Below are 25,889 nucleotides of genomic sequence, written 5' to 3'. Positions count from 1 at the left end.
CTCGCTGCCACCACATCACCACCATCACCAATGAGGGGCGGTACCGGTGAACTGGCTCATCCACGACTACCGCGAGAACGATCTCGCCGAGGTGGTCCATCTGATCGACTCCACGGCCGGCCTCGGCCAGGAGTCCGTCTTCTCCCTCGCGGAGTGCATCGGTGCGCTGACCTCTCGGCAGCCCGCCGTGGTGGCCGTCCACCAGGGCGCTCCCATCGGGGCGGCGCTCGCGTGTGTGGCGGGTGAGCGGGGCTGGGTGATGCGGATCGCGATCTCCTCGTCCTGGCGCGGCCGGGGACTGGCGAGTGCGCTGCTGGTGGAGCTGGAGCGGCGGCTGATCGCCGCCCGGGTGAGCCGGATCGCCTATGTGCTCCCGGAGGAAGACCTCCTCGGGGAGGGACTGCTCAATGCGGGCTACACCCGGCAGCCCGCGGTGGCCTACTTCGAGAAGGTGGAGCCGCATCACGGGCCCGCGGCCGGCCTCCTGGAGGACCTCGGCGGGCGGTTTCTGCCCGCCGACCTGTGGGCCAAGGTGGCCGGCATGGAAGCGGAGAAGGATCTCATCGAGCGACGGGTCGTGCTGCCGCTGGCGGAGCCGGAGCGAGCTGCCCGGCACGGCGTATGGCCGCCGCGGGCGATCGCCCTCTTCGGCCCGCCGGGCACCGGGAAGACCACCTTCGCCCGGGGCATCGCCGCCCGGCTCGGCTGGCCGTTCGTCGAGCTGCTTCCGTCCCGGCTGGCCGATGGGGGAAATCTGGCGGCGGCCCTGCGCAGCGCCTTCGCAGGGATCGCGGAGCTGGAGCGGGTCCTCGTCTTCATCGACGAGGTCGAGGAGATCGCCCCGGTCCGCGGCGAACCCGCGCAGCCGGGCGGGCTGCACGGCGTGACCAATGAGCTGCTCAAGCTGATACCCGGATTCCGGGAGCGGGACGAGCGGCTACTGGTGTGCGCGACCAATTCCCTTCGGTCGCTCGACCCGGCGTTCCTGCGCCCCGGCCGGTTCGACTACGTGATCCCGATCGGCACGCCCGACCCGGCGGCACGGTCGGCGATCTGGTCCCGGTACACGGACGGCCGGGCCGATGTGGACATCGCGGCGCTGGTGGCGGCCAGCGAGCTGTTCACCCCGGCCGATATCGAGCACGCCGCCCGGGTGGCCGCGCAGGCTTCCTTCGAGCGGGACCTGGAGGCGATCGGGGTGGGCGCGGGGGCGCGTGGGCGGCTCGGGGCAAGCACCGAGGACTATCTCGCCGCCCTCGCCCGGTGCCGGCCCACGGTCACCCCCGCGATGCTCGACGAATTCGGTGCGGACATCACGGCCCATGCGCGCTGCTGATGGCGGGTGCGCTGGGGTGGGGCGGTGGTGGGCACTCGTACCCGGGCAGTGGTCCGGCTCGTACGGGGCGGCGGTCGGCACTCGTACGCGACCGCGGTCGGCGCTCGTACGGGGCGACCGTCCGCGCTCGTACGGAAGCGACGGTCGGGGCTCAGGGCAGCGGTTAGCACACGTACGCGACGGTGCTCGGCACGCGTACGGAGCGGCGGTCCGCACCGGAGTGACCGACGCCGCGTCCCCCGCGCCGCGCAACGGACGTAAACCCCTTGCCGTGACCGTCCAGCGGTCATGAGGATGACGCCATGCCTGCCTTCTCCGCACTCGACGGGACCGAGCTCGCCTTTCACGTCATAGGTGAGGGCGAGCCGCTCCTCTGCCTGCCCGGCGGTCCCATGCGCGCCTCCGCCTACCTCGGTGACCTCGGTGGACTGTCGGCACACCGGCAGTTGGTCCTGCTCGATCTGCGGGGCACCGGCGACTCCGGCATACCCGCGGACCCGGCCGGCTACCGCTGCGACCGGCAGGTCGCCGATGTCGAAGCGCTGCGCCGGCACCTCGGCAGGGACCGCATCGACGTGCTCGCTCACTCCGCGGCCGGCGATCTCGCCCTCCTCTATGCGGCCCGACATCCCGAGCACATACGGACGCTCACCCTGGTCGCTTCCCGGGCCCGCGCCCTCGGTCTCGACTACACCCATGAGCACCGCATGGAGGCGGCCGCCCTGCGCGCGGCCGAGCCATGGTTCGACTCCGCACACCAGGCCTACCAAGCCATCTGGGCCGGCACCGCGACCGACGCCGAGTGGGACGCCGGCACCCCGTTCTTCTACGGCCGTTGGGACGCGACCGCGCAAGCGCACGCCGCATCCGAAGTGGAGCAGACCAACGAGGAGGCCGCAGAGATCTATGCGGCTTCCGGCGCTTTCGACCCTGCCGCCACCCGCTCCGCGCTCGCCTCCCTGAGCGCGCCGGTGCTGGTGCTGGCGGGCGAACTGGACGGCGGTCCGCGTCCCCACGTTGCCGCTGCCACGGCGCAGCTGCTCCCCGGGGCCGAACTGTGCGTCCAGGCAGGCGGCGGCCACTACCCATGGCTCGACGACCCCGTGCAGTTCGCCCGGACCGTCGGCTCGTTCCTCGACCGCTCCGTTCCGCACGCACACCGTGTCAGCAGCTCAAGTTGCCGCCAGGTGCGGTCCCCAGGATCTGCACAAAGCTCTGATAGCTGTTGATCCGGCTCTGCACCTGGCCGGGGTTGCCGCCGTTGCATTCGAGCGAGCCGTTGATGCTGCGGATGGTCTCACCGAATCCGGCGCCACTGACCATCGCTTGGTGCGGCGTCATGGTGCCCGGTCCGGTTTGCGTGTTCCAGTACCAGAGGGCGGTCTTCCAGGCGACGGCGGCGTCCTGCTCCACCAGAGAGGGGTTGTGCAGCAGATCGATGCCGAGCGCCTCGCCCGCCGCCTGGTAGTTGAAGTTCCAGCTGAGCTGCAGCGGCCCCCGCCCGTAGTACGCGGCCTGACCTGCCGGGCACCCATAGGGTTGGGTGGCGTCGCAGTAGTGGGGATAGTTCGCGGTGTTCTGCTCCACCACGTACACCAGGCCACCGGTCTCATGGCTGACGTTCGCGAGGAAGGCCGCGGCTTCCTGGCGCCGTACGGTGTCGCTCCCGGTGTTCGCAAACTCGGGATACGCGCTGAGTGCCGCCGTCAGACCGCTGTAGGTGTAGAACGAATTCCGGTTCGGGAACATCTGGTTGAACTGCGCCTCGCTGACTACGAACCCCTCGGCTCGCGCGTCGGCGCGCGCCGGATCCACGGCGCAATGAGAGCAGCGCACCGCGGCGGCCGCGGTCGATGTCGGTACGGCGAGTGCCATGCCCAGGGTGACCGTGGCGGCGCTCAGCAGGGCGGCGATACGTGATCGCATGGCGATGTCTCCTTCACGCGATGCTCCTCGGGTGGGAGGGCCCGCGGTGTGTGTGTGGGGCGCGCCGCCGAACTCGATGGGGCGACGCGTTACGGGGCGGGGAGGCCGGAGGGACGGAGCAACGCGCTTGCAGGTACCGGCACTTGGAGCGGCGTTACGGGTAGTCGCAGCACCTGCTGTTGTACGCACGGAGCGGGATCACTGCGCCAACGAGGTTGGAGCGCAGGTTGATCAGGCGGCACAGCCACGGGCAACTGCGGTAGGGGCGGCGATCCGACCCGCGGTCTAGACCAACTCCAGGCTATGGGGCGCCACTTGAGCATGTCCATACCAATGCATCGATTCAGCGATTCACCGGCGCCCGCTCCGGTGAGGACCACCGCGTCCACCACCCTTGACACCGGGCCGTTGTCAGACCCCCGCGGCGGCAGCACGTCGTCGAGGCATCCTTCAGACCCGCCTCGCCCCGACGCACTTCTGGTGCAGCGATCCGGGGTCAACCGCCTGCCCTCCAGCTCTTCACCCAATCGACTACCGGGGCCGCTACCGCCGTCCAGCCGACCCCCTTCGACAACGTCCGGCGGACCTTCCCAGCCATAGCCGGACCGACCGGGCAGAACCGGGAGCGGGACGCGGCATAGCAGCCCCAGCAAGCCCCGGCTTCGCCTCCGACCCCGTGCCATAGTGCCCGCATGAAGACGATCGGGCTGCTCGGAGGCATGAGCTGGGAGTCGACGGCGGAGTACTACCGGCTGCTCAACGAATTGACGCGGGAGCGTCTGGGCGGCCTGCACTCCTCGCGCTGTGTGCTCTACTCCGTGGACTTCGCGGAGATCGAACGACTACAGACCGAAGGGCGCTGGGAGCAGGCAGCCGAGGTACTCGCCGAAGCCGCCAGGGCACTGGAAGCAGCCGGCGCCGACATACTGCTGCTCTGCACCAACACCATGCACAAGGTCGCCGGCCAGGTGGCCGCCGCCGTCACCGTCCCGCTACTACACCTCGCCGACACCACCGCGGATGCCGTACGTGACAGCGGCCTGCGCCGCATCGGGCTGCTGGGCACCGCCTTCACCATGGAGCAGGACTTCTACCGCAACCGGCTCGAAAGTCATGGGCTGGAGGTGCGGGTCCCGGATGCCGCCGGACGAAGCATCGTCCATCGCACGATCTACGAGGAGCTGTGCCAGGGCATCGTCCGTGAAGAGTCCCGGCAGTCATTGATGGCCATCATCAGGGACCTGGTCACCGCCGGGGTCGAGGGCATCGTGCTGGGCTGCACCGAGATCGAGCTGCTCATCAAGCCGGAACACAGCCCGGTCCCGGTATTTCCGACCACACGACTGCATGCCGAAGCTGCCGTCGCCCGCGCGCTCGCCGACTCCCCGTAGTTGCGAGTCCGGTAAGTCCGATAGGTCCAGCAGTCCGCCACCCGACCAAGTGGAAGGGTGCCACGACCATCAACTCCCCTCTGCACACAGATTCTTGGGCTGTGAGCAGGTTTGAAGGCGCGACAGGTACGCTGACGTGGTGTCGAGTACCGAGTTAGAACGACTGGCCAGGATCCGGATGCAAGTCACCGGTGAGACGCTGGAACGCGCCATGGCCGTACTCGAAGGACACGCCGCCACCCCCGAGCCGAATTCCGAGCCTGACGCCGCGACCGAAGACACCGGAAACAGCGAGGTCAATGAGGCTGACGCGCCCAACGAGGCCAACGACGGCAGCGACGGCAGCGACGGCAGCGACGGCAGCGACGGCAGCGACGGCAGCGAGAACGCCCCGCGGCGGGACGAGGGGCGGACGCCCAAGCGGCGAGGTCATCTCCGCAGCCTCTGAGGGGGGGCCGGCGCGACGGCAAGTAGCGCCCCTCAAGAGAAGCGATGACCCATGAGAGAGAAGCACCGACCCACGAAGAGTCGCGGGCGTCATACAGAGAGTCATGGACGCCAGGCGACCTCCACCGCCGAGCATCGCCACGGGCCGGGCAGGCCGGGCACCTCAGCGTCATGCGGCTCCACACTCGGAACATGCCGCTATCGACCATCCACGCAGCGTGAAGGGTCGACGGAGGTCGTACAGCAGCTGAGAAGCCCGCGGCTCACGGAGTGAGTGGCCGCGCCAGCATCGGTGTCTTGAGCATCTGGTGTCCGCCGCTGGCCAGCATGCGGACCTCGCCCCGGTCGCTGATCTCTGCGCGTACGATCCCTGATTCATCCTCGTAGACCGGATACCCGCCGGCTCCTGCCCGCTCGGTACGACGGACGATCACCACGTCGTCCTCCACAGCGGGAGCTTGAAATACCAGCTCATAGCTTTCCGGGTAATCCATCGTGGCCTCCCGAATACGACTCGGCAGGTGCTGTGGGCGGCGCTCCCCACGCCGCTGTACGCCCGCCGCTGCACCTCGGCCCTTCCATCCTCACCCACTCCCGCCCGCCTCGCCTCATGAGGGAGGAGAGGAGGCGGGCACATCGACATCCACATCCACATCCACATCCACATCCATTGTGGCTTCGAAGGTGTGCCCCGCCGTCGCTTCGGAGGTGTGCCCCGCCCCCGTGCGCTGTCACGGGAGCGGGGCGGGTCCGAGAAGCGCCAGCAGCTCGGATAGTTACGAGAGCCACGGTACGGGGCACCACTGACAACGGCGGACCGGCGGACCGGCGGACCTGGCCGGCGCGGTCATCGCGCTCCTCGCGCCCCGGGCGGGCAGACGAGAGGCCTCACATGCTGCGGATGCAGCGACGAGGGAAGGATCTGTCGGCACGACATCGCGGCGAGAGGAGTGAAGGTGGCCGGGAGACCTCGGTTTTCGCTAGCGACGGTGGTCCTGGACTGCCCGGATGCGCATGCGCTCGCGGACTTCTACCGGCGGCTGCTCGGGTGGAAGGTGACCTACAGCGAGCCGGACTGGGTACTCGTCAGACACCCGGACGGGGGCACCGGGCTCTCGTTCCAGTCCGAGCCGGGCTATCAGGCCCCGGTGTGGCCGGAACGACCCGGGGAACAGCAGAAGATGCTGCATCTCGACATCCGGGTCGATGACCTTGATGAGGCCGAGGCGTATGCGGTCGCGGCGGGGGCGACACGCGCCGATTTCCAGCCTCAGGACGATGTCCGGGTGTTGCTCGATCCGGCGGGACACCCGTTGTGCCTCTTTCTCCATTGAGGGGTGGGGTGTTGAGGGCGCGGCGTTGACTGCTGGGGCAGGAGCTGAGGGCGGGGCGTCGGCGGTCGGGCCTTGATGGGCGGCAGCTGCCGTCGCCGGGACCCGCCCTGCGCCCTCGATGATCGCGGAGCGTGTGGGAATGGACACATGCAGGTAGCGAGGGCGTATCGAGCGGCCGACGATCCTGGCTGGTCAGGAAGTTGAGGCGGCGTAAGGGCGGGGGTGCGGGCGGCGAATGCGGGCGGAGGGCCGATGCGCGTGGGATCGCGTTGTCAGTGTCTGCCCCTAGCATGGCTTATATGTCCCCAACTCCTTCTGCCCACACGGATGTCCCCGTTCCCGCCGCCGAGGCGAACGAATCGATTCGCCGATTCGTCCGCGCCCGGCGCGGACTGGCGTGGTCGGCGCAGGACATGGCGGAGTATGCGGTGTTGCTGGAGATCTGGACGATGGCGGTGCGCGCGGAGGTCGTCGAGGCGGCGTAGCCCAAGGTCAGCGTGAATGGGTGTACGTGGCAGGCGCGTTAGTGGTGCGTTAGTGGATCGGCAGCCATCGGCACCAAGCTGATGCAGTCCCGCTCACCGAAGCGGTACGAACGCCGACGACCATCGGCACAGCCAACGCCGAAGCCAGCGCAGCGACGCCACGATTCCACCGGAATCCTGAATGCGGAGCGGCAGCGTGCACGCAAGGGGGATTCTCATGTCCTGGAAGAAGGACCCCGAGACCGACATCGACTCCACCGCAACCGCAACCGCCACCGGCGCCACCAGCACCAGCACCAGCACCAGCACCAGCACCGCCTTACCTCCCGCCCTCCGCCGTGGACGCACGATCGTTGCCGCTTCGCTGATCGCCGTCGCCGCCGTCTCGTTGACCGCCTGCGGCACCGGCCAGAACAGTCCCAAGCCCAGCACCAAGGTCTCGACGAGCCCCGACCCCGTGAACCGGTCCAAGGAGGCGGCCGCCCTCGGCAATGCCGCAGCCAACGAAGACGCGGACACGGGACGGAAGTCGCACGAGACCGAGAAAAGCGGCGGGCAAAGCGCCGGGGCAAACGGCGACAAGACAGGTGGCGGCAGCCCCACGAGCGGGGCCGGTACGGACACCGGATCGACGGCGGGTTCCGGTGCTGCGGACGGTTCCGGATCGGCGTCCCGCGGCAAAGGAGGAAACGGCACCTGGACCGGCGTCCTCAAGTATCTGGCTTCCGGCAAGCTCACCGTGACGCCGGCGTCCGGGACCGAGCAAGCGTTCTTCGTCGGCTCCGATACCAAGACCCTTGGCGCAGCGACGATCTGCGCGTCAAACGGCAACGTCACCGTGGACAGCAGCGGTTACGGCACCTCCCCGTGCACCGAGGAGCAGTTGGAGAAGGCGGCCCATATGGGCTCCGTCGAGGTTCGGGTCACCGCTGAGGGCGGCGTGGCAACCCGGATCGCCGAGCACTACCACCCCTGAGACCCGAGCAGGGTGTCGCGCCCAGCCGGCAGCCCTGCGCGCTCACGACGTGACCGAAATCCACCTGTCAATAGCGTCCGTCAGTTTTAGACCTAGGCGGTGTCTCTTCGATCTTGGGAGTCGAAGGCAGCCGCTCTCGGCGGCCGCCTAGGATCGGCTCATGATCGCTGACCTGCAGTGTGTGGTGCTGGACTGTTCCGATCCGCTGGAACTTGCCGAGTTTTACCAGTCGCTGCTCGGTGGGGCCTTGAATCAGCAAGATCGGCGATGGTCACTCGATGACAGCTGGACGACGTTGCACACGCCGTCCGGCCTCGTCCTCGCCTTCCAACGGGCAGCGGACTACTCCCCGCCCGTGTGGCCCGACCCGTCCCGGCCCCAGCAGTTCCATCTGGACTTCGGTGTAACGGACTTGGACCGGGCCCAGGAGCAGGTGCTGGCCCTGGGGGCGACGGTGTTGGAAGGCGGTTCCGGCGAGCGGGGCTGGCGTATCTATGCCGACCCTGCAGGGCATCCGTTCTGCCTGGTCCGGCACTGAAAGCGGATAGCCCGATCCACAGCTCCCGTACGCGATCACGACCGGAGCCAGATGAGGAGGGCAGCAGCGGTGACGGTGCCGAGGTAGACGTATCCACGCTTGTCATAGCGGGTGGCAACGGCCCGGAACTGCTTCAGCTTGTTGATCGCCCGCTCGACGGTGTTGCGTTGCATGTACCGGGCGGAGTCGAATCCCGGAGGCCGGCCACCGAACGAACTTCGGCGTCGGCGCCCGACCTGCTGGTCCCTCTTCTCCGGGATCACATGCCGTATGCTCCGTCGGCGCAGGTAAGCGCGGATTCCGCGGTTGCTGTACGCCTTGTCGGCGCCCACGCTGTCGGGCGTGCAACGCGGGCGCCCCGATCTGGTGCGAGGCACCCGGATCTTGTCCAGTACCTTCTCGAACTGGGTGCAGTCCGCCCGCTGGCCTGGCGTGATGACCAGCGACAGCGGACGGCACTTGCCCTCTGCGGCGAGGTGGAGCTTGGTCGTCAGCCCGCCGCGGGAGCGGCCGAGCCCTTCGCCTGCCGCACCGCCTCCGCCAGCAGGGCGCGCAATTGCGCGCGCACGTGAACTGATCTTTCCGCCACCCTTTTTGAGGCGGTGGGCGGTGCAGGTGGGGCCTTCTTCGGGGCCCCGGCAGCATGCTGGTGCGCACGCACCGAGGTGGAATCCACGTTGACGTCCCAGCGATGTCTCCGGCGGCGTCGGCCAGAGCCTGGACGTACTGGAGCAACCGTTCCCAGGTGCCGTCGGCCGACCAGAGCTGGTGCCGCTTGTGGACGGTCTGCCAAGGACCGAAGTGTGCTGGCAGCTTGCGCCACTGGCAGCCAGTGCTGAGCCGGTGAGTGATCCCGTTGATCACCTGCCGGTGGTCCCGCCACCGGCCGCACCGATGGTTGCTCGTGGGCAGCAGCGGCTCCAGCACCGCCCACTCATCGTCGGTCAGATCCCCTCTGCTGAGCATGACCAGAGCAACGAGCTACTGATCGAAGAGGCACCGCCTAGCGGGACTACACGCACTCCGATCACCGCACCCCGGCCGGGCAACCGGCCAACGGCCCACCAGACCAAGCCGTCCGATTTCCGCCAGCCGAAGCGGTGCCCGTACCCGCAGACTCGAAGCGTGAGAGCAACGCACACGACCGAGGACGGACGCGCCATGACCACTCCCGGGACGAATACCACCGCCACCACGAGCGACATCGCTTCCGGCGGCGCCGCTGGTGGGCTGCTGGTCAGCCGATGACCTCTCCCCTTCTCTCCCGGGCGGAGGCGGCCGCGTACGGGCCCCTCCCCTCCCCCGCTGCGCACACCGACGCCGAACTCGCCGCTCTGCTGGACCTCATGGTCTCGCCCCGTGCCCGTATCTCCACCGTGGTGGTCGGGCACAGCCGGGACGCTGCGTCGCGTTCGGCCGCGGCGGCCTTCATCGAAGGGTGGCGGGCGCTCGGCCGGCTGCCGGTCGTGGCCGTGGTCGACTGGCCGGAGTCCGCCGCGTCCTGGCTCCGGGCGGCCGGCCGCTTCACCGCCGGGGAACCGGATGCCTGGGTGGTGGCGGCCGCGCCGCTCGGCTGGGCCCAGATGAGCCGCCGGCTGCGGCACAGCACCGGCTGGGACCCGGCACGCACGTACGGCTTCGCGGCGCTCGGCGACTCCCGCGTACCCGCCCTGGCAGGCCGGGCGACGCTCCAGGGCATGCGGGGCGCCGACGCGGACGGCGGCACCTGGGCCGTCGACCGCGGCTGGGTCGTCCAGCGGGCCACCGGCCCCTCGGGCGACGACGCACCGCCGTGGCACGCTGTAAGAAGTCAGCGATGAGGCAGGAGCACATGAGCAGCCCACTTCCCGGCTTCGAGGACGTCGGGGGCTTCGTGGAGACCGCCGCGGCCCGTGCACTCCGCCGAGAAGTCGCCCCCGGCGCCATCCACGTCCCCGGCTGGCTGCCCCTGGCCCAGCAGCGCGAGCTCGTCGCCGCCTGCCGGGGCTGGGCGCGTGGTCCGGCCCCGATCCGTCACACCAAGCTCCCGCGCGGGGGCGTGATGTCCGTCCAGACCGTGTGCATCGGCTGGCACTGGCAGCCGTACGCGTACACCCGCACCGCCGATGATGTGAACGGGGCCCGGGTGGCCCCGTTCCCCGACTGGATGGTCGAGTTGGGCCGTCGCGCACTGGTCGAGGCCCACCAGGACGCCACCGCCGGCAACGGCTACACACCGGACACCGCACTGATCAACTTCTATGACGGCCAGGCGAAGCTCGGCATGCATCAGGACAAGGAAGAGCGCTCCCCCGCCCCGGTCGTCTCGCTCAGCATCGGCGACACCTGTGTCTTCCGGTTCGGCAACACCGAGACGCGCACCAAGCCCTACACCGACATCGAGCTGGCCTCCGGTGATCTCTTCGTCTTCGGCGGGCCGTCCCGCTTCGCCTACCACGGAGTGACCAAGGTCCGGCCGGGCACCGGCGATCCGGCGTCCGGCCTGTCCAGCGGGCGCCTCAACATCACGATGCGGGTGACCGGCCTCGACGGATAGCACCCGGCCCTCGACGGCAGACCGGACCCGCCCCTCATCGCCGGGCTCACGCGGCAGACCGGCCCCGCCGGACCCACCGGATAGCGCCGGCCCACACGGCACACCGGACCCATCCCACACCCCCGGGATCACGCGGCACACTGGACACATGTGCCGCAGCATCAAGACGCTCCGTCCGCCCGCCACCCCCGAGGTCCATGACGAGGACATCCGGGCGGCGGCCTTGCAGTACGTCCGCAAGGTCTCCGGATTCCACGCCCCGGCCGCTCACAACCGGGAAGTGTTCGACCAGGCCGTGGACGCCGTGACGGCCGCGACCCGGGAACTCCTCGACGGCCTGCAGATCCGCGGCTCCGCGGCCCGCCGCAGTCCGCACTCGGACACCGCTTAGGGCAGGGCCGGCGTCCTCACCATTCGAGCAGCGCCTGAACCGGCAGGTGATCGCTCGGATACTGACCGTGCGCGGAATACGTATTGATCGTGGCGCGCCGGCAGCGCATTCCCGGCGAGGTGAGGATCCAGTCGACCCGGTCCCCGTCCGGTACCAGCGGCCGGTAGCCGTGAAAGGTGGCGTACTGCGGGCTGCGCTCATCGGCCGCGTCCCAGCTGTCGACGAGTGATCCGCCACCGAGCATCGCGTCGTACACGGAATTCTTGTGCGCGGCGACATTGAAATCGCCCGTGACGATCCGGGGCAGCGTGGGGTCCAGTCCAGCCAGCCGTTCGGTGATCAGAGCGGCGGACCGCTCTCGCGCGTACTGATGCGCGTGATCGAGATGCGTATTGAGCACATAGAATTCGCGCTCCGTCCGCAGCTCCCGGAATCGCACCCAGGTCGCCATCCGAATGACGGTATTTCCCCAGGTCGTCGACCCGATCAGATACGGAGTGCCGGACAGCCAGAAATGGTCGTATTCAACCGGCTCAAGCCTTCGCAGGTCATAAAAGACGGCCGCGAATTCGTCCTTGCTTCCGCCGGCCCGTCCCGTTCCCACCCAGGCGTAGTGCGGCCCGAGGTCCTGCGCGATATCCCGCACCTGCCCGTACAGCCCCTCCTGCGTCCCGAGCACGTGCGGGACCTCCCGGCGGAGCAAGGCCCGCATCACGGGGCGGCGCTCCGCCCAGGAGTGCGGCCGGGCGTCCGAGGCGTACCGCAGATTGAAGGTCATGACCCGCAGCGCCCGCCCGCCTCCGGCCGCATACGCAGGCGTCGGCTCGTACGCGGCGGCCGCCATCGCCCCGGCAACCGCAGTGGCGGCCACCGCCCGAACCGCACTCCGCCGGCTGACCTGCGAGGGCCCGGCCCCGGAGCCCGAGCCCGAACCGGAGGAATCAGGTGAAGCGTGGAACGACGCGGGAGGAAGAGCAGTCACAGCGACTCCAGTCATCCATTGCGCGGGCAGGCACCTACACCACTGACACCATTGCAACGACAACCATGACGGCCCAGTCCCGAACCCCGCCACATTCCCCAAGTGGCCGACGGACCAATTGACTTGAAACGCTGGGGAAGGGGGCGAGGGGCCAAGGGGGCAGACGATCGCCTGTCCTCCCTCGGCCGCTGTCCCCTGTCCCCTGTCCCCTGTCCCCTGTCCCCTGTCCCCTGCAGACCGTCCGCTCTCGACGCCCTCTACCGGTCGCCCGCCGGCCCCCGCCAGTCCGCATGCCGGATGCGGGAGATCTCGCGTACTCCGGAGACCGCGGCCCACTCGTCCTTCCCCAGCCGCGACAAGGGCTTCAGCCGGGAAATCTCGGGGTGCCCGTCGACCAGTACGTCTTCTGAGACGGCCGCATGCACCACGCGCCCGAAGACGACGGTGCCGTCGCCGATCCTCAGCGTGCTGTGCACCTCGCACTCCAACGCCACCGGCGAGGCCGCCACGCGCGGCGGCTTGACCCGCAGGCTCGGCTCGGTGGCGATCCCGGCCGCCTCGAACTCACTCACCCCGTGCGGAAAGTCGGTACCCGTGTCATTGATCTGCTCGAAGAGCCCCTCCGGCGCAAAGTTCACCACGAACTGACCGGTCGCCTCGACGTTGTGCAAGGTGTCCTTGCGCCCGACGGAGCTGAACTGCACGACGGGCGGTGCGACACTGGCGATCGTGAAGAAGGAGTGCGGGGCGAGGTTATGAACCCCGTCCGCCGAGACCGTGGACACCCAGGCGATCGGCCGCGGCACCACCGTCGCGGTCAGGAGCTTGTAGAACTCGTTGCGGGACATCTCAGCGGGATCGAAGTCAATGCGCATGGAGATCAGTATCCACACAGGCGGCCGCGGATCGTACAGCGGATCCACGGCACCACCAAACCCCTGAGTTCGGCGGAAAGTGCCCGGTATCGGGAGCCACCGAGCACCAGGAGCCGACACCGTGCCCACAGCAGCAACCACTGTCTGGGAGGACTCGAGGTCCCCGCCCATTCCTGCGGCGGCCAGGTCACCCTCAACCTCCATGACCACCTGGCGGCCTACGCCCTCAAACGCCCCGGCGCCTACCTGCGCATCTCCTCCGACCGGTTCGGCCTCGAAACCGGTGTCGACCGCCAGCTCGAAGACGCCGAAGACACCCGCGCCCGCCTGCGCTGGGGTTCCATCGCCAAGGTGTACCGGGAAAACGACACCTCGGCCTTCAAGAAGCGCAAGGTCATCAAGCCAGACGGCTCCATCGACTGGATCGTCCTGCGCCCCGAGTTCCGCCAGCTCCTGGCCGACCTGGCCAACGGTGTCATCGACGGCGTGATCTTCTACGACCTCGACCGGCTCGTACGCCAGCCTCGAGACCTCGAAGACCTCATCGACATCGTCGAGTACGTCAAGCGACCGGTCACCGGAGCCACCGGCGGCCGCATGAACCTCATCAACGACAGCGACCGCCACATGGCCCGCATGATGTGCGTGATGGCGCTCAAGTCCTCCGAAGACACCGCCCGCCGCGTCGCCCGCACTCCCTCGAGCCCGCGCTGATGGCCCCCTTACGGGTAACCAGCAGATGCATCCCGTCATACCGCTCTTCACTGACATAGTTGTGATGGCAGCTGATCACGCCAGGACGGTACTCGACGGTCCTCATCTGACCTTCGGCATCTTCCTGCTGGCAGGCCCGTCAGGTGAGTGCGCATGGTGCCGCGCTACCGGGCCCAGCACGGCATCTCCGCTCCCTGGGAAACGCGGGAGCGCATCCTGGTGGGCCTGAGCGGCGGGCCCGAGGGGGAGACACTGATCCGCCGCGCGGCACGGATCAGCGCCCGCACACCCGGGACGGAGCTGCTGGGCCTCCATGCCGTACCGGAGGACGGGCTGACCGACGTCGACCCGGCCGCGCTGGACGCCCAGCGCACCCTCCTGGAGTCCTTGGGCGGCAGCTATCACCAGACGTCCGGCGAGGACGTCGTCGAAGCGCTGCTCCAGTTCGCCGAGGCGGAGAACGTCACCCAGATCGTGCTGGGGGCGAGCCGGCACGGTCGTCTGGCCGCCGCGCTGCGAGCGGGTACGGGAGAACGGACGATCAAGGGGTCCGGCCCCATCGACGTGCACATCGTCACCCACGAGGAGGCCGCCGGGGCCGTGGCGCCGAGACTCCCGCACCCCAGCCGTGGCACGGGTCCGCGACGGTACTGGTCCGCGCTGGCCGGCACGGTGCTGCTGCTTCCGCTGCTGACGCTCCTGCTGACGGCGCTGCGCAGTCAACTCGATCTCTGCAGCGACCTGGTGATCTATCTCCTGGCTGTGGTCGTGGTGGCCCTCATCGGCGGGCTCTACCCCGCGCTGTTCGCCGCCGTCGCCTCGGCGCTGCTCGCCGATTACTACTTCACGATGCCTGTGCACTCACTGGCCATGGAGCGACCCAACGAGATCATCGCGCTCGTTGTCTTCATCACCACTGCCGCTCTCGTCGGCACGGCTGCGGGAGAGGCCGCGCAACGTACACATCAGGCGATCCGTGCCACATCGGAGGCCCGTGCTCTGAGCCGCCTGGCCACGGCCATGATGGGCGGCCAGGAATTGGCGGCGTTGATCGAGCAGATCCGGGAGAACTTCGGCCTGACGGCGGTCAGCCTGCTGGAGAGGGACCCCGAGGCATCCCCCGAGCCTCGGTGGTACGTCGTCGCCAGCGCCGGGGAACGGCCGCCCGAGAAGCCCTATGAGGCGGATGTGGAAAGCGTTGTGGATGAGAATCTCACGCTGGCCGCGCGCGGTTCCGGGCTGAGTACGGAGGACCGGCGTGTGCTTGCCGCGTGTGCGGCCGAGCTGGGGCTGGCGCATTCCCGGGGGCGGATCACCGGAGGTGCCGCGGGGGCGGACACCCTCGCCGCCGCCGAACTCGATGACGGTCTCCGCGAACCGCCACCGACCCTCGTTACCGAAAGCCTCGGCCTGCAGTCCCTCTCTCCCCCCGCAGTACGGGCCGCGCGGGCGCGGGAGATGCTGTCGAAGGCCTCGGGGTCCACGTTGAGGTATCCGTCATCCCCACTCATTGCGGTAGCCGGTGCGCAGTAGATCTCGCAGGGCCACCTCCTGGGCCCGTTCAACGGTCGCGTAGCCCAATTCGGGGGCAGGTGGGTCGATTCATGCCCTGCGCCGCCGGCCGATGACAGCCAGCACCACGACGCTCACCATGGACAGCAGCGACAAGGCGCAGAACACAACGGTTCGCACGGTTTCGTCAACATCCGCCGGGGAGACGGGGCGCGACTCGCCCGGGGTCCGCCACAACAGTGATCGTGTCCGCGGCCGAGGGCGCCGCCCATGTCGTACGCCTCTGCGACCCGGCCACCGAGATCGTCAACGGCGCCTACTACGACCGCGACCAGCGCGTCGAGCCCGCCCAGGCCGCGACGGAGGAACGCACCGTCAGGCGCCTCAACAAACTCGCCGACCAACTCGTCGGCCACAGCGTCTGAAGAACGCCGCCGCCTGACGAGCGCCCCGGACAACCACCCCAGATCGAAAGGCCCGTACGCCCATGTCCAAGCGCGCCCGCCGACGGCTCCACAAGGAGGACGAGAAAGAGCTGTACAAGTACAAAGCGGTGATCGAGTGCCCAGCCCACGCGGGCCGCCTGCGCGGCGTGGAAGTAGCCGCCAACGACCCCGATGCCGTGCCCTACGGGGATACTCTGCTCATCGCCCACGGGGTCAACGGCTACACCAGGCATGCCCGGAGCTCGGGCCCAACGGACGCACCTCACCAGTGCCCGCAGCGGATCACGGCCGCAGGCTCCGTCTCCGCCGGGCGACGCGGAGCCGAGCGGGTGACGATGGACGTGTATGACCTGACCACGCTGCTCAACAGAAGGAGGCAGCGTCATGACATCCCCTTCCGGGGCCCCAGGCCCCGCTTCCTCGGGTAGCACCACGCCGCAGAACGCGCGCCCGGCCGAAGGCATGGCCTTCCTGGCGAACGTGGGCTGGCAGATCCTGCTCACCATGGGCCTGGCCACCACAGCCCTGGGCGTCATCGCTCTGGTCTGGCCAGACGCAACACTGCGCGTCCTCGGCGTGCTGTTCGGTGTCTATCTGCTGGCAACCGGCGTCTTCGAGCTGGCCGGCGCCTTCGGTACGCACGTGCCCCGGCATCTTCGGGTGCTGCATTTCCTCACAGGCGCGCTCGCCATCCTGCTGGGGTTGATCTGCTTCCGAAGCGCCCTGGAGTCGATCCTGCTGCTTGCCCTGTGGATCGGCTTCAGCTGGCTGCTGCGCGGCACCATGGAGACGGCTGCGGCTGTCTCTGCCCAGGACATGCCGGCGCGAGGCTGGCACGTGGCCTTCGGCCTCATCAGCGCTTTGGCGGGCATCGTGCTGATCGTCTCGCCGTTCGCCTCGATCGCGGCACTCACCCTGGTGGTGGGCGTCATGGCCATCGTCCTGGGGCTGACCGAGGTGGCCCGGGCCATCATGTTCCGTGTCGAAGTCGGCCGTCTCGCTCCGGCCCCCGCCGCCCAGCGGCGCCCCCTGTTCCACCGTCCGCACCCGCAGCACTGATCACCGGAGCCGGATCAGCCGGCCGGCCGCCCGTTCGGTCGGCTGGTCACCTGTGAACAGCCGACCGCCCAGACGGGCAGACATCCCTACGCGGTGCCGCCGCCGCACGGCCGCGGACGACCGCGAAGCGAACGCGCTGCGACGTGGGGCAACGCTCGCTCGGACGTCCGTCGGCCGCTCGGCACCATTCCCAGATCACCGTCGTCCACCATGATCGCGACTGATCGCGCAGCTGTCCGTTGCGTCTGAAACTTGCAGCGCAGCGCGTCGCCAGCCAGAGCCGCGCGCTGGGTGCACACGTGGTGACCCGGGAAGTCCGCGCTGTGCCCGGTTCGGTTCCGGTCAGCCGGGGTGACGGCCGTGAACAGCTCGCCCGACAGCCGAGGCCACCCGCCGGATGGCGCCCCGGTCTGGCGGTCGCCCGGCGGGCGCGGCGACCGGCCGATGGCGGGGAACCCGTACCCGTAGCGTTCCGGGGCTGATCCGGCATCGCACAGGAGTCGGCAGGGTGACGGCTTCACCGTCCAGCCCGACGGGGACGACCGGGACGTCGGCATCGACGACAACCTCTTCAGAGGTGGCCAGATTGGTCAGGCCGTGCGCCTGCCACCCCGCAGCCGGGCCGCCGTCTCAGCTGGCGTCTCCGCCCTGGCGGCCAATACCCCGAGGAGCCCGGAGTCCAGTTGCGCACGCCTGCCAAGTCCGGCCGGGTCATCGACCCGGTAGGCGTTGTTGCTCACCAGCACGGCATCAGGCCGGTCCACAGTGAGCAGCCCGGCCCGTACCACCAGCTCCGGGCCCTCGTGACGGGCAAGGAATTCCGGGAGGATCCGCACCACGGTGCCGATCTTGTCGTCCCGATAGGCCGGGTCCTGCACCAGGGCGGCGTACGCACCGAACGACACGTTGTTGACGAACACCCGCTCGCCTGCGAACCCGAGGTCCACGCGCAGTTCGACACCGTCTGTGAGGGCCTCCAGCGCGGTCGAAGGGTCCTCACGGTCCAGCCCGAGGTCTATCGCGAAGTGGTTGCGGGTACCGGCCGGGACGACCAGGAAGGGAAGACCGCTCTTCGCGGCCACCCCGGCGACCAGTGCCTGCGTGCCGTCTCCGCCGGCCACCCCCAGCAGGTCCGCGCCGTCGTCCACCGCGCGTCGGGCGACAGCCGCCAGATCCTGGGGCCGGGAAGGATCGAGCAGGAGAACCTGAGCCCCCAACTCTCGGGCCTTTTCCGCGATGCGGAACCGGCTCGCCTTTCCTCCTCCCGAACGGGGATTCCGTGCCTGCTTCCTCCGCACCGACCGCGATCCTCTCCCGCATGACCGCCGACGCCCTTGCCCTGTAACTGCAGTTGGGGCAGTTCGCGCCTGTACCTCGTTCGCGTGGAAAACCGAAGCCTGGAAGGCCACCGCCGCGCCGGGAACAGCCGGGCCGGTCGGCAGGTTGCATCGACCGAGGGACCGGCGCCGCACGGGCGGGGAACACGGAGACCACAAGGTCGTCCGCCCCACCAGGATCCGGACCACAGGATCACGGTGTGCCCGCCGCGCACTCGGAACACGACGTATTTCTGCAGGAGGACAGTTTTCATGACTGACCGGCCCTTGACGCTCATGGCAGTGCACGCCCACCCCGACGACGAGGCCACCGGAACCGGAGGGGTCCTGGCGCGGTACGCGGCGGAGGGCATCCGCACGGTTCTCGTGACGTGCACCGACGGCGGTTGCGGTGACGGACCAGGGGGTGTCAAGCCGGGCGATCCCGGGCACGATCCGGCGGCCGTCGCCCTGATGCGCCGTCAAGAACTCCAGGCGAGCTGTGAAGCCCTGAAGATCAGCGATCTGGAAATGCTGGACTACGCCGACTCCGGGATGATCGGCTGGCCGAGCAACGACGCCCCCGGATCCTTCTGGCAGACCCCCGTGGAGGAAGGCGCCGCCCGACTCGCGGAACTCATGCGGCACTACCGACCCGATGTGGTCGTCACCTACGACGAGAACGGCTTCTACGGCCACCCCGACCACATCCAGGCCCACCGCATCACGATGGCGGCGCTGGAGATGACCGCACTGACGCCGAAGGTGTACTGGACGACGATGCCCCGCTCGATGATGCAGCGGTTCTCGGAGACCATGCGCGAGTTTCAGGAGGACATGCCGGAGCCGGATCCTGCCGAAGCCGCCGCGATAGCCGAAATCGGCCTCCCCGACGATGAGATCACCACGTGGGTGGACACCACCGCATTCAGCGGTCAGAAGTTCGACGCACTGGCCGCGCACGCCAGTCAGGGCGAGAACATCTTCTTCCTCAAGATGGGCAAGGAGCGGTTCGGCGAATTGATGGGCATGGAGACCTTCGTACGCGTCAAGGACGCCACCGGCACGGCCGTACCCGAGAACGATCTCTTCGCCGGACTGCGCTAATCCGCCCGTCCGACCGAGGCCCGGAAAAGCTCATCGGCCGCACGGCGCGATCCAGCAGCCCGCTTCCAGGCACTCGCCCGCCGCCTCGAAGCGTGCCCGCGCCCGCGGGGTTGACCTCTGGGCCCCGGCCGACGAGCGACCCCGCCGGTGGAGCCCGCCCCGTCCCCCTGGCGACCAACGCGACGGCCCCGCGGCATCGTCAATAGCCGTAGTGAAGTGGCGAGTTCGTCGATGCCTATGGCCAGGCCGTGCCATATCAGAGATGGTTGACGCAGCGCTCGACCTTGAAAGTACCTTGCAGAGCAAGACCCTAGTAGTGCTGTGACCGGGAAGGTTCACCAGGTTGGGCTGCGCTGATGACTCCCTCCGGCTCAGGTGGGATCCGGGGGCGCAGCCCATGATGGCGATTCTTGGAAAACCGACCAACGGTGCCCCTCACCTCACTTGATCTGGTTATCAACGGCTCGGGACGATTGGCATGCGTGATGCTGACCGCCATCCGGTGTTGCCTGGTCGATCAGGCACGAGGGTGCGTCCCGGCCCAGCTCACGGCTGTTCGGTGCCGGCTTGGGGCAGCCCTATCGCCTCCGCGAGGGTGGTCGGTCGGGTCGCGTATCGGTGGCGCATGGCGTCGCTGGCTGCGGGACCTGCGGTGAAGACGTAGGTGTCGCTGTCGTCGAGCCGGCGGCCGGTCTTGGCGTCAACGACGACAGGCTCGACTTCCTCGCCGCTGTGCGCGTCGATGAGGATCATGCTGCGTTCGGCCGGTGTGAGGCGGGAGTTACCCCACGCGGCCAGGGCGACGACCACGGGTCGGAGGGAGCGCCCGAGTTCGGTGAGGACGTACTCGTGGCGTACGGGGTTGGTCTGGTAGGGCCGGCGCTCCAGTAGTCCGTCGGCGACGAGGGTTTTCAGCCGGGTGGTGAGCATGCTGGAAGAGATGCCCAGACTCTCCTGGAACTGGTCGAAGCGCGTGTAGCCGTCGAAAGCGTCGTGGAGGATCAGCAGCGTCCACCACTCGCCTACGTGTTCCACCGTCGTGGACAGTGGGCACTCCCGGTCCTCCAGCCTGATCCGGCTTGCCATGGCAGCCATCCCCTCGGTTACTGCTAAAGTCGAAGTTAGTAGCTTCTACTTTAGCAGTAATGGCGGGAGCGGTGCCTTCTGCGCCCGCACCCGGAACGGAGCACACCGTGACCACACCCCTCAGCGAATCCCTTGAAGGCCGACGCGCCCTGGTCACCGGCGGCACCAAGGGCACCGGAGCTGCCATCGCCCGACGTCTCGCCCAGGCCGGCGCAACCGTGCTGGTCACGGCCCGCAGCCGCCCCGAAGACGTCGAGGAGAAGGCGTTCATCACCGCCGACCTGTCCACGGCCCAGGGCGCAGCCCACGTAGCCGCCGAGGCGGACGCCCGCCTGGGAGGCGTCGACATCCTGGTCAACACCCTCGGCGGGTCCGAGTCGCCGGCTGGAGGGTTCGCCACGCTCGGCGAGGACGACTGGGCCAGGGAGTTGAACACGAACCTGCTGGCCGCCGTCCGCCTGGACCGCGCACTCCTGCCGCACATGATCGCCACAGGTAAGGGCGTAATCGTGCATGTCACCTCTATCCAGCGCCGCATGCCGCTGTGGAACGGAACCCTGGCCTACGCAGCCGCCAAGGCTGCCCTGACCACCTACAGCAAGGGCCTGGCCAACGAGGTCGCCCCGCACGGTGTCCGCGTCAACACCGTCTCGCCCGGTTTCGTGCAGACCTCGGCCGCCGACAACCTCGTCGCCCGGATCGCACACGACGCAGACATCACGCAGGAAGCGGCGCTGAGTCGGCTCATGGACTCCCTGGGCGGCATCCCGCTGGGCCGTCCCAACCGGCCCGAGGAAGTCGCCGAGCTCGTCGCCTTCCTCGTCTCCGACCGCGCCTCGGCCATCGTCGGCGCCGAACACGTCATCGACGGCGGCACCACCCCCACCGTCTGAACCCGCCACCACCCCAAGGAGCGTCATGCACGACAACCAGCCCCGAACCAGCACCTCGGACACCCTGCCCGAGGTGATCACCCGCTACCTGACAGCGCACCGAGCCCACGACACCGCCAGCGCAATCACGGCGTTCACCCGCGAAGCCACAGTGATCGACGACGCAATACCTACGAGGGCACTGAGGAGATCGGGGAGTGGCTCGACCGATCGGCCACCGAATTCACCTACACCATCCACCTCACCGGCGCCCAGCAGACCGACGCAACCCGCTACATCGCCACCCACCACCTGGAGGGCAACTTCCCCGGCGGGAGCATCGATCTGCGTTACCAGTTCACACTCCGCGACGGCCTCATCGAACGCCTCGTCATCGAACCCTGAGTCCCTGCCGGCGCCACCCGTTGCCGCCTCAGGCTAGAAGCCCCGCTCGCCCCGCGATCTCGGTGACTCACCTTCCTGCCAGGTCAGGCCGCCACTCGCAGGGCCGTCCGCCCCAGCGGATGCCTTTCTCACTGCGGATGCGGGCGCGTTCCTTGCGTTCGGCGGCCAGGACGCCGCGGTGGCGAGCGTTGGCGTCGCGCCACCGGAGGTAGGCATGCAGGGCCCGGGTCCGCACGGTGTGGTTGGGTGATCGGAGTTGGCGATGGTGAACTGCCGCAGTGGTCCGAAGTGGGCCTCGATCGGGTTGGCTCACGAGGTGTAGGTCGGGGTGAAGCACAGCTCGACCTTGTGCTTCTTCGCCCAGCGGCGGATGGCGGCGCCTTGTGGACGGACAGGTTGTCCAGGATGACGCAGATCGGGGTGCCGTCGGGCCGGGCGGCACCGATCGACTTCAGCGCGGCCAGCGTATCGGTGGCGCCCTTCCTGCGGCGGTTGACGCCCCTCGCTGAGCTCGAAGAGCTCGTCGCTGAAGACGTTCGTGTTCACGGAGCGGGCTTTCATGGGCAAGGGCAGCACTACCCCGAGGGAGCGGTGCTCACGCCGGGGCTGTCCAACTGTCGCGTCCAAGTGGACGACCTCTTCGCAGCCGATGACCGGGTCACCGTGGCCTTCACCCTCACCTACACCCACGACCGCAGCGGCCGGGACCTCACCATGACGGGCATCAAGTCCTACCGGCTCCGAGACGGACGGATCATCGAGTTCTGGGGCGAGACCGACCTATACGGCCTCCTCCGCCAGGCGGGACTCGTACCCGAGCAGGTACCACCTCTCAAATCGGACCGCACCGGAGCCTCGCGACCAAGACAGTCACGGGTCAGGGCGAACGTTGCCCGATGCGGCACTAGGGCGCGTATCGAAAGTGGATCTTGGCCGTGGCCCCGATGCGGAGGCAGCGAAACGCCCCGGCCCCAGCCGTCGTCGGACAGCCGCAGGATCGGGGCGTCAGCAATTCCCTACGGAACCTTCACGTTGACGACAGGCGTCGTGGCATCGCCAATTTCGATGCGGCTATCCGGACTGGTGCAGTGCGTCGAGCCCTGGAAGCTGCCCGACCAGTTCACCTTCTTGCCACCCACCTCAGGCGTATAGAAGGTCGTCTTCGTGCCGTCCGTCTTGACCGACTGCGTTTCACTCGACGTCGCGGCCATCGAAGGAGCCCCGCCGGTGGAATACATCAACTGGCCATTGCAATGGACCTCGATGGTCGGCATGCTGCCGGCGCACTCGACGCGGGTCTTGTAGATGACACTCTTGGCGCCCTTGGAGTAGTGCGGCCTGTCAGCCGACGCCTTGCAGGCGTACGGGGGTCCGTCAGCCCCATGGTGACTGTCGGCTATCGCGGGACCGGTGGTCAGACCGCCAGCCATGATGAGGCTCATAGCTGAAATGGCAAGCGCCCTACGTGGGTTACGCACACTTCCCCCTGTTTCGCATAACGATGGGCCAGGTCACGGCCCTGCATGGATGTTCGAAACGGAGATTATCCAGGGGGTGGCAAGCGATCAAGAGTCGTCCCGTTCCAGGCAAACTTCGAACGACACCTGCCACCACTGTGGGTAGCGGGGGTATGGGCCGTCGCGTCTCAGTTCGCCCGAGCGGTGCCCGACATTCGGTGATCCCGGGGTGCGATTCTGTCGCATTGAGTCAACCCATGAGATGCGAAAGGCCCTATTTTGCCCAGCAGCTGATATTCCGGAATGGCCCGACATGAAGGTCGCGGAAAGTAAGAACAGCCGCGTCCAGCATGTGACATGGCGCGTCGGCGCACAGGACGTCACACTGATTACAGCGCCATGGAGGCTCAAAACGTCACTGGGCCGCGATCGACCGGGGCGTCGCATCAATAAACGATCGTGCCCCCCCCTTTCGTGGCGTAGCCGACCAACTGGTGGGATCTTCTGTGGTGTTGGGCAGCGCGGGGGCGCTTTCGGGGAGTTCGGGGTAGAGCTCGTCCATGCGGCCTTCGGGGAGGTGACGGCGGGGGCGCTCCCAGGCCGCCGACCCACGTCGACGGAAAGCCCGCGGGCCGGGCCATTACGGTTACCCCATGCACGTACGAGGAGTGGATCCGCAAGACACCACCTGGGAGCAGGACGACGCCACCTATCGGGCGTACTTCTGGGACAGGTCGGAGAGGGTGTCGGACGAGTACGAGGTGACTGGCGCCGACGTCGAGGACGTCCTGGCCTGGGCCCGTGCCAAGGCGGAGGAGACGGGCTCGGCCTACACGCTGTACGTGCGCGTCACCGACGAGGGCAGGCCCGGGCTGGTCCGCCTCAGCGGGGTGGCGGGCGACCCGTTCGCCTGAAATCCTCGCCCACCTAAGGGCTGTCCCGTAACCCCTGGCGGGCGCACGACGACAGCTACGGCACTCCCCCAGCTAACGCTGGGAGGTACCCCCACGCCGCGTTGTCGGAACATCCGGATACGCCCAGTATCCGGACGTCCCTCCGCCTTGCGATGCACCGCATCTGACGCCGCGCGCTGATCCACCAGGGATTACGGGGCAGCCCTTAGTGCCGCATCAGTGAACCTTCGCCCCGTCGGAGCGCGACGAACGTTCGGATACTGGTCCGTGTGCCTTCCGGCTCCAAAACCGTGTGCGAGCCATCCCGAGGGGTCTTTACCCTCCGGGCATGGATCTTCGCGAAGAGCTTCCGAGCGACAGACAGGCTGTGCGGGACATTCATCTGCAGGCATTCGGTGACCACGGCCTTGTCGTGGCCGACCTGATCGATAGCCTGCGGGACGCCATCACGCCCGAGGACGTTCTCTCGCTGGTCGCCGAGCATAACGGGCAGATCGTCGGACATGTCATGTTCACTCGCAGCCTGCTCGATGCCCCTCGGCGGCTGGTTGAGGTGCAAGTGCTCAGCCCGTTGGCAGTGATGCCCGAGCTTCAGGGGCGCGGTATCGGCTCGGCCCTGGTCCGACACGGACTGGGGACGCTCACCGAGCGGGCGGTTCCCCTCGTCTTCCTGGAGGGCGATCCGGGTTATTACTCACGTTTCGGCTTCGCACCCGGTGGCGGCCTGGGCTTCCGAAAGCCATCCCTGCGCATCCCGGACGGTGCCTTCCAGGCCATCAGGCTCGCGAGGTATGAGCCGTGGATGACGGGGACGCTGGTTTATGCAGAGCCGTTCTGGCGGCATGACGCAGTCGGCCTGCGTGAACCCAACGCATAGGCCATGAGGGCCGATACCCCTGTTGTGACATGACGCGCCGTTTGCAGCCGCGGCGCCATCCTGGTGGCCGCGGGCACCCAGTAGGGACTCCAGCCGGGCCATTCGCCCTCCGAGCGGAGTCCGCCGCTTGGGTAACGGCCCCGCGAGCGGCTACCGCAGCGCCCTCAAGCCTCCGAGCAGCAGTCCGAGACCGAACTCAAAGTGGGGTGTGAAATCCAGGCTGGCGAGGGCGGGCAGGGTGGCTGAGAGGTGTGGGTAGGTGCCTGCCGTGACCGCGTCGCCCAGGACACCTGGGTCTGCCGGTCCGCCGCCCCCCGGACGCAGGGCGGCCTGTTCCTCGAGGGTGTGCCCCACGGTGAAGTTGACCGCCGCCATCAGCGCCCGTGCCGCGTCCTCGTCGGCGAATCCCGCGTCGCGCAGGATGCCGATGCCGGTGTCGGCGAAGCCGAGGGTGTTCGGCCCCGTGGAGTGCGTACCGGCGAAGACCCGCGCCCCGTCGCGGTGGGCGAGCAGGGCCTGCCGCAGCGATCTGGCCAGGCCCGACAGGCGCTCGCTCCAGTCCGGATCGCCCGCGGGGGCGGCCGACACGTCCGCCACCATCCGCTCCGCCATCGCCGTCAGCAGGTCATCCTTGGTCGCGAAGTACCGGTAGAGCGCCCCGGCCTGCACCCCCATCGCGTCCGCCAGCCGCCGCATGGTCAGCGCTTCGAGTCCGACCTCGTTCAGCAGCGCCAGGGCGGTCTCAATCGTGCGTGCCTGGTCGAGGCGGGGCGGACGGCCGCGTCCCGTACGACGGGGCGCGGCGTCGGCTTCGGCGCCGGATGGGGTTGACGGGCCACTCATGCGGCTCATTATAGTGAACGACGTTCACGTGAACATCGTTCACTAAATTCTGACGTGGGAGGCA

At 68.4% G+C, this 25,889-nt stretch carries 28 protein-coding genes and 6 pseudogenes; 22 read left to right on the top strand and 12 right to left on the bottom strand.

Features of this window, described 5'->3' with window-relative positions; all coding sequences use genetic code 11:
• The first annotated feature begins 46 nt into the window (after positions 1-46).
• Together CPH93_RS33530 and CPH93_RS33525 are read left to right on the top strand one after the other, a co-directional pair.
• The gene (locus tag CPH93_RS33530) at positions 47-1,336 is read left to right on the top strand and encodes an ATP-binding protein (protein WP_096215011.1); all 1,290 of its coding nucleotides are present in this window, start codon (positions 47-49) and stop codon (positions 1,334-1,336) included.
• Between the two features lie 302 nt (positions 1,337-1,638).
• Positions 1,639-2,565 carry an alpha/beta fold hydrolase gene (locus tag CPH93_RS33525; protein ID WP_093481574.1) on the top strand — a complete coding sequence of 309 codons (927 nt, stop codon included), beginning with the start codon at positions 1,639-1,641 and terminating at the stop codon, positions 2,563-2,565.
• Here CPH93_RS33525 and CPH93_RS33520 read toward each other — a convergent pair.
• Complete coding sequence (locus CPH93_RS33520; protein WP_096215010.1) at positions 2,501-3,262, bottom strand: chitinase; 762 nt, start codon at positions 3,260-3,262, stop codon at positions 2,501-2,503. The genes CPH93_RS33525 and CPH93_RS33520 overlap by 65 nt on opposite strands.
• Before the next feature lie 692 nt (positions 3,263-3,954).
• On the opposite strand from CPH93_RS33520, the gene CPH93_RS33515 reads away from it, so the two are divergent.
• Both CPH93_RS33515 and CPH93_RS33510 read left to right on the top strand, forming a co-directional pair.
• Positions 3,955-4,653 carry an aspartate/glutamate racemase family protein gene (locus CPH93_RS33515; RefSeq protein ID WP_096215009.1) on the top strand — a complete coding sequence of 233 codons (699 nt, stop codon included), beginning with the start codon at positions 3,955-3,957 and terminating at the stop codon, positions 4,651-4,653.
• Positions 4,654-4,792: 139 nt separating this feature from the next.
• Entirely contained in the window at positions 4,793-5,101 is a 309-nt protein-coding gene (locus CPH93_RS33510; RefSeq protein WP_159395101.1) for a hypothetical protein, read from the top strand.
• Positions 5,102-5,363: 262 nt separating this feature from the next.
• On the opposite strand, the gene CPH93_RS33505 is transcribed toward CPH93_RS33510, so the two are convergent.
• Positions 5,364-5,594, bottom strand: coding sequence for a DUF6296 family protein (locus CPH93_RS33505; RefSeq protein WP_093481578.1), 231 nt, complete (start codon positions 5,592-5,594; stop codon positions 5,364-5,366).
• A 462-nt stretch (positions 5,595-6,056) separates the two neighbouring features.
• Between CPH93_RS33505 and CPH93_RS33500 the strand changes: the two genes are divergently transcribed.
• The gene (locus CPH93_RS33500; RefSeq protein WP_096215007.1) at positions 6,057-6,434 is read left to right on the top strand and encodes a VOC family protein; all 378 of its coding nucleotides are present in this window, start codon (positions 6,057-6,059) and stop codon (positions 6,432-6,434) included.
• A gap of 299 nt (positions 6,435-6,733) precedes the next feature.
• Positions 6,734-6,919, top strand: coding sequence for a hypothetical protein (locus tag CPH93_RS33495; protein ID WP_100315555.1), 186 nt, complete (start codon positions 6,734-6,736; stop codon positions 6,917-6,919).
• A gap of 93 nt (positions 6,920-7,012) precedes the next feature.
• Here CPH93_RS33495 and CPH93_RS35970 read toward each other — a convergent pair whose 3' ends face one another.
• Positions 7,013-7,390 carry a hypothetical protein gene (locus CPH93_RS35970; protein WP_159395100.1) on the bottom strand — a complete coding sequence of 126 codons (378 nt, stop codon included), beginning with the start codon at positions 7,388-7,390 and terminating at the stop codon, positions 7,013-7,015.
• Between CPH93_RS35970 and CPH93_RS33490 the strand changes: the two genes are divergently transcribed.
• Positions 7,377-7,895, top strand: coding sequence for a hypothetical protein (locus tag CPH93_RS33490; RefSeq protein ID WP_159395099.1), 519 nt, complete (start codon positions 7,377-7,379; stop codon positions 7,893-7,895). The two genes, CPH93_RS35970 and CPH93_RS33490, sit on opposite strands and share 14 nt — an antisense overlap.
• A gap of 160 nt (positions 7,896-8,055) precedes the next feature.
• Positions 8,056-8,433: a VOC family protein gene (locus CPH93_RS33485; protein WP_096215004.1), complete on the top strand. Its 378-nt coding sequence runs from the start codon at positions 8,056-8,058 to the stop codon at positions 8,431-8,433.
• 35 nt (positions 8,434-8,468) lie between these two features.
• Here the strand turns inward: CPH93_RS33485 and CPH93_RS33480 are convergent.
• Positions 8,469-9,399 (bottom strand): annotated as a pseudogene (locus CPH93_RS33480) (IS5 family transposase).
• 159 nt (positions 9,400-9,558) lie between these two features.
• On the opposite strand from CPH93_RS33480, the gene CPH93_RS37375 reads away from it, so the two are divergent.
• The 4 genes from CPH93_RS37375 (at position 9,559) to CPH93_RS33465 (ending at position 11,360) form a co-directional block, all read left to right on the top strand.
• Positions 9,559-9,681, top strand: coding sequence for a hypothetical protein (locus tag CPH93_RS37375; RefSeq protein WP_256331917.1), 123 nt, complete (start codon positions 9,559-9,561; stop codon positions 9,679-9,681).
• Positions 9,678-10,253 (top strand): hypothetical protein, encoded by a 576-nt coding sequence (locus CPH93_RS33475; protein WP_096215003.1) that lies wholly within the window; start codon positions 9,678-9,680, stop codon positions 10,251-10,253. The genes CPH93_RS37375 and CPH93_RS33475 overlap by 4 nt, the downstream gene beginning before the upstream one ends.
• 11 nt (positions 10,254-10,264) lie before the next feature.
• Positions 10,265-10,969, top strand: coding sequence for an alpha-ketoglutarate-dependent dioxygenase AlkB family protein (locus CPH93_RS33470; RefSeq protein ID WP_231977052.1), 705 nt, complete (start codon positions 10,265-10,267; stop codon positions 10,967-10,969).
• A 148-nt stretch (positions 10,970-11,117) separates the two neighbouring features.
• Entirely contained in the window at positions 11,118-11,360 is a 243-nt protein-coding gene (locus CPH93_RS33465; RefSeq protein ID WP_093481583.1) for a DUF2277 domain-containing protein, read from the top strand.
• Positions 11,361-11,376: 16 nt separating this feature from the next.
• On the opposite strand, the gene CPH93_RS33460 is transcribed toward CPH93_RS33465, so the two are convergent.
• Both CPH93_RS33460 and CPH93_RS33455 read right to left on the bottom strand, forming a co-directional pair.
• Positions 11,377-12,204 carry an endonuclease/exonuclease/phosphatase family protein gene (locus tag CPH93_RS33460; protein WP_231977505.1) on the bottom strand — a complete coding sequence of 276 codons (828 nt, stop codon included), beginning with the start codon at positions 12,202-12,204 and terminating at the stop codon, positions 11,377-11,379.
• A 395-nt stretch (positions 12,205-12,599) separates the two neighbouring features.
• On the bottom strand, positions 12,600-13,217 hold the full coding sequence (locus CPH93_RS33455; protein ID WP_096215695.1) for a flavin reductase family protein: 618 nt from the start codon (positions 13,215-13,217) through the stop codon (positions 12,600-12,602).
• Here CPH93_RS33455 and CPH93_RS33450 point away from each other — a divergent pair.
• A complete protein-coding gene (locus CPH93_RS33450) occupies positions 13,098-13,931 on the top strand; it encodes a recombinase family protein (RefSeq protein ID WP_159395098.1) in 834 nt (277 codons plus the stop codon). The two genes, CPH93_RS33455 and CPH93_RS33450, sit on opposite strands and share 120 nt — an antisense overlap.
• On the opposite strand, the pseudogene CPH93_RS33445 reads toward CPH93_RS33450, so the two are convergent.
• Positions 13,906-14,028 (bottom strand): annotated as a pseudogene (locus CPH93_RS33445) (RtcB family protein); the annotation flags it as partial. The gene CPH93_RS33450 and the pseudogene CPH93_RS33445 sit on opposite strands and share 26 nt — an antisense overlap.
• 56 nt (positions 14,029-14,084) lie before the next feature.
• Between CPH93_RS33445 and CPH93_RS33440 the strand changes: the two are divergent.
• From CPH93_RS33440 to CPH93_RS33425, 4 genes and pseudogenes are all read left to right on the top strand, one after another.
• Entirely contained in the window at positions 14,085-15,464 is a 1,380-nt protein-coding gene (locus tag CPH93_RS33440) for a DUF4118 domain-containing protein (protein ID WP_096215001.1), read from the top strand.
• 227 nt (positions 15,465-15,691) lie between these two features.
• Positions 15,692-15,868 (top strand): annotated as a pseudogene (locus CPH93_RS33435) (SDR family NAD(P)-dependent oxidoreductase); the annotation flags it as partial.
• A gap of 62 nt (positions 15,869-15,930) precedes the next feature.
• Entirely contained in the window at positions 15,931-16,317 is a 387-nt protein-coding gene (locus tag CPH93_RS33430; RefSeq protein WP_096215000.1) for a hypothetical protein, read from the top strand.
• The gene (locus tag CPH93_RS33425) at positions 16,274-16,948 is read left to right on the top strand and encodes an HdeD family acid-resistance protein (protein ID WP_096214999.1); all 675 of its coding nucleotides are present in this window, start codon (positions 16,274-16,276) and stop codon (positions 16,946-16,948) included. The genes CPH93_RS33430 and CPH93_RS33425 overlap by 44 nt, the downstream gene beginning before the upstream one ends.
• Positions 16,949-17,290: 342 nt before the next feature.
• On the opposite strand, the pseudogene CPH93_RS33420 reads toward CPH93_RS33425, so the two are convergent.
• Positions 17,291-18,225, bottom strand: a pseudogene (locus tag CPH93_RS33420) (diacylglycerol/lipid kinase family protein); the annotation flags it as partial.
• 312 nt (positions 18,226-18,537) lie between these two features.
• Between CPH93_RS33420 and CPH93_RS33415 the strand changes: the two are divergent.
• The gene (locus CPH93_RS33415) at positions 18,538-19,371 is read left to right on the top strand and encodes a PIG-L family deacetylase (RefSeq protein ID WP_096214998.1); all 834 of its coding nucleotides are present in this window, start codon (positions 18,538-18,540) and stop codon (positions 19,369-19,371) included.
• Between the two features lie 546 nt (positions 19,372-19,917).
• On the opposite strand, the gene CPH93_RS33410 is transcribed toward CPH93_RS33415, so the two are convergent.
• On the bottom strand, positions 19,918-20,457 hold the full coding sequence (locus tag CPH93_RS33410; RefSeq protein ID WP_173909931.1) for a winged helix-turn-helix transcriptional regulator: 540 nt from the start codon (positions 20,455-20,457) through the stop codon (positions 19,918-19,920).
• 59 nt (positions 20,458-20,516) lie between these two features.
• Between CPH93_RS33410 and CPH93_RS33405 the strand changes: the two genes are divergently transcribed.
• Positions 20,517-21,350 (top strand): SDR family oxidoreductase, encoded by an 834-nt coding sequence (locus CPH93_RS33405; RefSeq protein WP_096214997.1) that lies wholly within the window; start codon positions 20,517-20,519, stop codon positions 21,348-21,350.
• A 451-nt stretch (positions 21,351-21,801) separates the two neighbouring features.
• Here CPH93_RS33405 and CPH93_RS33395 read toward each other — a convergent pair.
• Positions 21,802-22,234, bottom strand: a pseudogene (locus tag CPH93_RS33395) (transposase); the annotation flags it as partial.
• Here CPH93_RS33395 and CPH93_RS37685 point away from each other — a divergent pair.
• Positions 22,140-22,475 (top strand): annotated as a pseudogene (locus CPH93_RS37685) (nuclear transport factor 2 family protein); the annotation flags it as partial. The pseudogenes CPH93_RS33395 and CPH93_RS37685 sit on opposite strands and share 95 nt — an antisense overlap.
• Positions 22,476-22,750: 275 nt before the next feature.
• Here the strand turns inward: CPH93_RS37685 and CPH93_RS37100 are convergent.
• Positions 22,751-23,176: a hypothetical protein gene (locus tag CPH93_RS37100; protein WP_231977051.1), complete on the bottom strand. Its 426-nt coding sequence runs from the start codon at positions 23,174-23,176 to the stop codon at positions 22,751-22,753.
• A gap of 668 nt (positions 23,177-23,844) precedes the next feature.
• Here CPH93_RS37100 and CPH93_RS33385 point away from each other — a divergent pair.
• Together CPH93_RS33385 and CPH93_RS33380 are read left to right on the top strand one after the other, a co-directional pair.
• Positions 23,845-24,105, top strand: a complete 261-nt coding sequence (locus CPH93_RS33385; protein WP_159395097.1) for a hypothetical protein — start codon at positions 23,845-23,847, stop codon at positions 24,103-24,105.
• A gap of 328 nt (positions 24,106-24,433) precedes the next feature.
• Complete coding sequence (locus CPH93_RS33380; RefSeq protein WP_096214995.1) at positions 24,434-24,982, top strand: GNAT family N-acetyltransferase; 549 nt, start codon at positions 24,434-24,436, stop codon at positions 24,980-24,982.
• Between the two features lie 150 nt (positions 24,983-25,132).
• Here CPH93_RS33380 and CPH93_RS33375 read toward each other — a convergent pair whose 3' ends face one another.
• On the bottom strand, positions 25,133-25,825 hold the full coding sequence (locus CPH93_RS33375; protein WP_096214994.1) for a TetR/AcrR family transcriptional regulator: 693 nt from the start codon (positions 25,823-25,825) through the stop codon (positions 25,133-25,135).
• Between the last annotated feature and the right edge of the window lie 64 nt (positions 25,826-25,889).

This window comes from Streptomyces sp. 2323.1 (assembly GCF_900221035.1).
GTDB lineage: Bacteria > Actinomycetota > Actinomycetes > Streptomycetales > Streptomycetaceae > Streptomyces > Streptomyces sioyaensis.
This window is presented reverse-complemented; position numbering and strand designations above follow the sequence as displayed.

What these genes read in the sequence shown, in the direction of transcription:
- CPH93_RS33525 (WP_093481574.1), top strand. Translation starts at nt 1,639, where the DNA reads ATGCCTGCCTTCTCCGCACTCGACGGGACCGAGCTCGCCTTTCACGTC.
- CPH93_RS33520 (WP_096215010.1), bottom strand. Translation starts at nt 3,262, where the DNA reads ATGCGATCACGTATCGCCGCCCTGCTGAGCGCCGCCACGGTCACCCTG.
- CPH93_RS33515 (WP_096215009.1), top strand. Translation starts at nt 3,955, where the DNA reads ATGAAGACGATCGGGCTGCTCGGAGGCATGAGCTGGGAGTCGACGGCG.
- CPH93_RS33505 (WP_093481578.1), bottom strand. Translation starts at nt 5,594, where the DNA reads ATGGATTACCCGGAAAGCTATGAGCTGGTATTTCAAGCTCCCGCTGTG.
- CPH93_RS33495 (WP_100315555.1), top strand. Translation starts at nt 6,734, where the DNA reads ATGTCCCCAACTCCTTCTGCCCACACGGATGTCCCCGTTCCCGCCGCC.
- CPH93_RS33485 (WP_096215004.1), top strand. Translation starts at nt 8,056, where the DNA reads ATGATCGCTGACCTGCAGTGTGTGGTGCTGGACTGTTCCGATCCGCTG.
- CPH93_RS33475 (WP_096215003.1), top strand. Translation starts at nt 9,678, where the DNA reads ATGACCTCTCCCCTTCTCTCCCGGGCGGAGGCGGCCGCGTACGGGCCC.
- CPH93_RS33470 (WP_231977052.1), top strand. Translation starts at nt 10,265, where the DNA reads ATGAGCAGCCCACTTCCCGGCTTCGAGGACGTCGGGGGCTTCGTGGAG.
- CPH93_RS33465 (WP_093481583.1), top strand. Translation starts at nt 11,118, where the DNA reads ATGTGCCGCAGCATCAAGACGCTCCGTCCGCCCGCCACCCCCGAGGTC.
- CPH93_RS33460 (WP_231977505.1), bottom strand. Translation starts at nt 12,204, where the DNA reads ATGGCGGCCGCCGCGTACGAGCCGACGCCTGCGTATGCGGCCGGAGGC.
- CPH93_RS33450 (WP_159395098.1), top strand. Translation starts at nt 13,098, where the DNA reads ATGAACCCCGTCCGCCGAGACCGTGGACACCCAGGCGATCGGCCGCGG.
- CPH93_RS33455 (WP_096215695.1), bottom strand. Translation starts at nt 13,217, where the DNA reads ATGCGCATTGACTTCGATCCCGCTGAGATGTCCCGCAACGAGTTCTAC.
- CPH93_RS33440 (WP_096215001.1), top strand. Translation starts at nt 14,085, where the DNA reads ATGGTGCCGCGCTACCGGGCCCAGCACGGCATCTCCGCTCCCTGGGAA.
- CPH93_RS33430 (WP_096215000.1), top strand. Translation starts at nt 15,931, where the DNA reads ATGTCCAAGCGCGCCCGCCGACGGCTCCACAAGGAGGACGAGAAAGAG.
- CPH93_RS33425 (WP_096214999.1), top strand. Translation starts at nt 16,274, where the DNA reads ATGACATCCCCTTCCGGGGCCCCAGGCCCCGCTTCCTCGGGTAGCACC.
- CPH93_RS33415 (WP_096214998.1), top strand. Translation starts at nt 18,538, where the DNA reads ATGACTGACCGGCCCTTGACGCTCATGGCAGTGCACGCCCACCCCGAC.
- CPH93_RS33410 (WP_173909931.1), bottom strand. Translation starts at nt 20,457, where the DNA reads ATGGCAAGCCGGATCAGGCTGGAGGACCGGGAGTGCCCACTGTCCACG.
- CPH93_RS33405 (WP_096214997.1), top strand. Translation starts at nt 20,517, where the DNA reads ATGGCGGGAGCGGTGCCTTCTGCGCCCGCACCCGGAACGGAGCACACC.
- CPH93_RS37100 (WP_231977051.1), bottom strand. Translation starts at nt 23,176, where the DNA reads ATGAGCCTCATCATGGCTGGCGGTCTGACCACCGGTCCCGCGATAGCC.
- CPH93_RS33385 (WP_159395097.1), top strand. Translation starts at nt 23,845, where the DNA reads ATGCACGTACGAGGAGTGGATCCGCAAGACACCACCTGGGAGCAGGAC.
- CPH93_RS33380 (WP_096214995.1), top strand. Translation starts at nt 24,434, where the DNA reads ATGGATCTTCGCGAAGAGCTTCCGAGCGACAGACAGGCTGTGCGGGAC.
- CPH93_RS33375 (WP_096214994.1), bottom strand. Translation starts at nt 25,825, where the DNA reads ATGAGTGGCCCGTCAACCCCATCCGGCGCCGAAGCCGACGCCGCGCCC.